We start from the raw sequence: 2,487 nt of genomic DNA, 5'->3' as shown, positions 1-2,487 counted from the left end.
CCTACATGCATTGCGCCAAGGCCTTCATGCGCTCGGATCTGTGGAAGCCGGAGACCTGGTACGACCGCGCGACGCTGCCGACGCTCGGCCAGATCATCCGCGACCAGCTGGCGCTCGCCGAGGCCGCCGGCGACATCGACCGCGAGCTGGACCAGGATTACCGGCAGACCATGTGGTAGCCTCGGGCACGATTCGCCCGGACAGTTCCCGCTTGCTCAACATCTTTGCCATTTCCGGCAGCCTGCGCGCCGCCTCGACCAATTCGGCGCTGCTCGCGGCGCTGGCTCAAAACGCGCCGGCCGGCTCCCGCGTGACCCTCTATGACGGACTTGGCCGGCTGCCGATCTTCAACCCGGACGACGAGGGCGAGCGCACGCCACCGGAAGCGGCAGCGCTGATCGAGGCCGTCACGGCGGCCGACGGCGTCATCGTCTCCTGTCCGGAATATGCCCATGGCGTGCCGGGCGGTCTGAAGAACGCGCTCGACTGGCTGGTGTCGCGCGACGCCGCCGTCGCCAAGCCGGCTATGTTCGTGCATGCCTCGCCGCGCTCGCTCTATGCGCGCGCCGCCCTGGCCGAGATCATGCGGACGATGTCGTTCGCGCTCCGTGAAGAAGCGGCGCTGGAAATCGCGCTGCTGGGCAAGAAGCCGCCGGAGATGGAGGCGATCCTGGCGGAGCCTGCGAACCGGCTGGCGATGAACGAGGCGCTCTCGGCCTTCGCCGGCTTCATCCGCTCGCGATGACACCGGCCGGGCCCATCGCTCAATACGTCTTGGCGCCGTTCACCATCAGCCAGACCACATAGAGCGAGGTGGTGCCGGCGATGTAGAGGCGGTTGCGCTTGGGGCCGCCGAAGACGCAGTTGGCGACGACGTCCGGCACCTTGACCTTGCCGATCAGCGTGCCGTCGGGATCGTAGCAATGGATGCCGTCGGCGGCGCTTGTCCAGATTCGGCCGGCCTCGTCGAGACGGAACCCGTCGAACAGCCCGGCCGTGCAGTCGGCGAAGACCTTGCCGCCCGAAACCTTCTTGCCACCCTTGCCGACGTTGAAGACGCGGATATGCGCCGGGTTCTTGGCGCCATGCGTGCGGCCGGTATCGGCGACATAAAGCAGGCTTTCGTCGAGCGAGAAGGCAAGCCCGTTGGGTCTCACCATGTCGGTGATGACGGCATCGATCTCCCCCGTGCCGGGATCGACCCGGTAGACGTTGCAGGCGCCGATCTCGCTTTCTGCGTGATTGCCCTCATAGTCGGTGTCGATGCCGTAGGCCGGATCGGTGAACCAGATCGAGCCGTCGGACTTCACCACCGCGTCGTTCGGCGAGTTGAGCCGCTTGCCGCGCCAATTGTCGGCGATGGTGATGACCGAGCCGTCATGCTCGGTGCGGCTGACGCGGCGGCCCGAATGCTCGCACGTGACCAGCCGGCCCTGCCGGTCGACGGTGTTGCCGTTGGAATTGCCGGACGGCTGGCGGAACACGCTGACACTGCCGTCGGTCTCGTCATAGCGCAGCATTCGGTTGTTGGGGATGTCGGACCAGACGAGGTAGCGGCCGGCGGCGAACCAGGCCGGACCTTCCGCCCAGCGGCAGCCGGTGAACAGCTTCTCCACCCGCTCGTTGCTGTTGACCAGCCGCGAAAAACGTGGATCGAGAACTTCGTAATCGGCGGCCGTCATGCTTTTCCTCCGGGCATTTCAGAATGCGCGGATCAAGCCAGTCCGCTAGCCAGAAGGCAATGTGCGAATACGCAGTTGCAATACAAAAAGGGCGAGAGTTGGCGTATGGCTTGTGGCCCGGCGACCAGCCCCGCGGAATTGACGTCGCATTAACCGGCTATGCGCCCAGCGCAATGGTGCATTGCAACATCTTCTTTTTGCAACGCACCAATCCTATGTCATGCTCCGTATCGATCAAGGGAGGAACAATTCGCCGCGGCAACGCGGCACGAAAGGAACCTCTACCATGATCTTCGACAACCTCGTCACCCGCGCTCGCACCAACATCGCCAAGCGCCGCCAGTACAACCGCCTCGTCGCCGAAATCGACAGCTTCTCCAGCCGCGATCTGGCCGACATGCGCGCCGACCGCTCCGAGATGCTCTACCAGATCCACAAGCAGATCTACGGCTGAGCTTTTCGGCCCAACCAGCTCCGCGCTGTCAGGCGCGTTGAGATTCAGGTCAGGCCGAGTCGAGAATGGTGGATTCCGAGAACCGGAGCGGAGCGTACTTAGGTACTGGAGCACCGGAAGCGCAGGAAGCCGCCGTTCGCAGGCCGGCATCACCTGGATATCAATGCGCCGCCAGCGCCTTTTCGATCTGCGGCAACAGCAGCGTCTCCGCCGACTCGGCGGTAATCGGCCCGACATGCTTGTAGGCGATCTTGCCGTCCTTGCCGACGACGAAAGTTTCCGGCACGCCGTAGACGCCCCAATCGATAGCCGCCCGCCCGGCCTCGTCGACACCGATCGCCTGGTAGGGAT

General features: G+C 64.6%; 3 protein-coding genes and 2 pseudogenes. 3 read left to right on the top strand and 2 right to left on the bottom strand.

Annotation, left to right across the window (positions count from 1 at the left end; translation table 11 throughout):
• A pseudogene (locus EN781_RS36050) lies at positions 1–179 on the top strand (pyridoxamine 5'-phosphate oxidase family protein); the annotation flags it as partial.
• Between the two features lie 32 nt (positions 180–211).
• Complete coding sequence (locus EN781_RS30520; RefSeq protein WP_126057438.1) at positions 212–745, top strand: NADPH-dependent FMN reductase; 534 nt, start codon at positions 212–214, stop codon at positions 743–745.
• 19 nt (positions 746–764) lie between these two features.
• Here EN781_RS30520 and EN781_RS30515 read toward each other — a convergent pair whose 3' ends face one another.
• Complete coding sequence (locus EN781_RS30515) at positions 765–1,682, bottom strand: SMP-30/gluconolactonase/LRE family protein (protein WP_126057437.1); 918 nt, start codon at positions 1,680–1,682, stop codon at positions 765–767.
• A gap of 286 nt (positions 1,683–1,968) precedes the next feature.
• Here EN781_RS30515 and EN781_RS30510 point away from each other — a divergent pair, with 286 nt between their 5' ends.
• Positions 1,969–2,136: a hypothetical protein gene (locus EN781_RS30510; protein ID WP_126057436.1), complete on the top strand. Its 168-nt coding sequence runs from the start codon at positions 1,969–1,971 to the stop codon at positions 2,134–2,136.
• A gap of 160 nt (positions 2,137–2,296) precedes the next feature.
• On the opposite strand, the pseudogene EN781_RS30505 reads toward EN781_RS30510, so the two are convergent.
• A pseudogene (locus EN781_RS30505) lies at positions 2,297–2,487 on the bottom strand (DsbE family thiol:disulfide interchange protein); the annotation flags it as partial.

The sequence above is a fragment of the Mesorhizobium sp. M4A.F.Ca.ET.090.04.2.1 genome (assembly GCF_003999085.1).
GTDB lineage: Bacteria > Pseudomonadota > Alphaproteobacteria > Rhizobiales > Rhizobiaceae > Mesorhizobium.
This window is presented reverse-complemented; position numbering and strand designations above follow the sequence as displayed.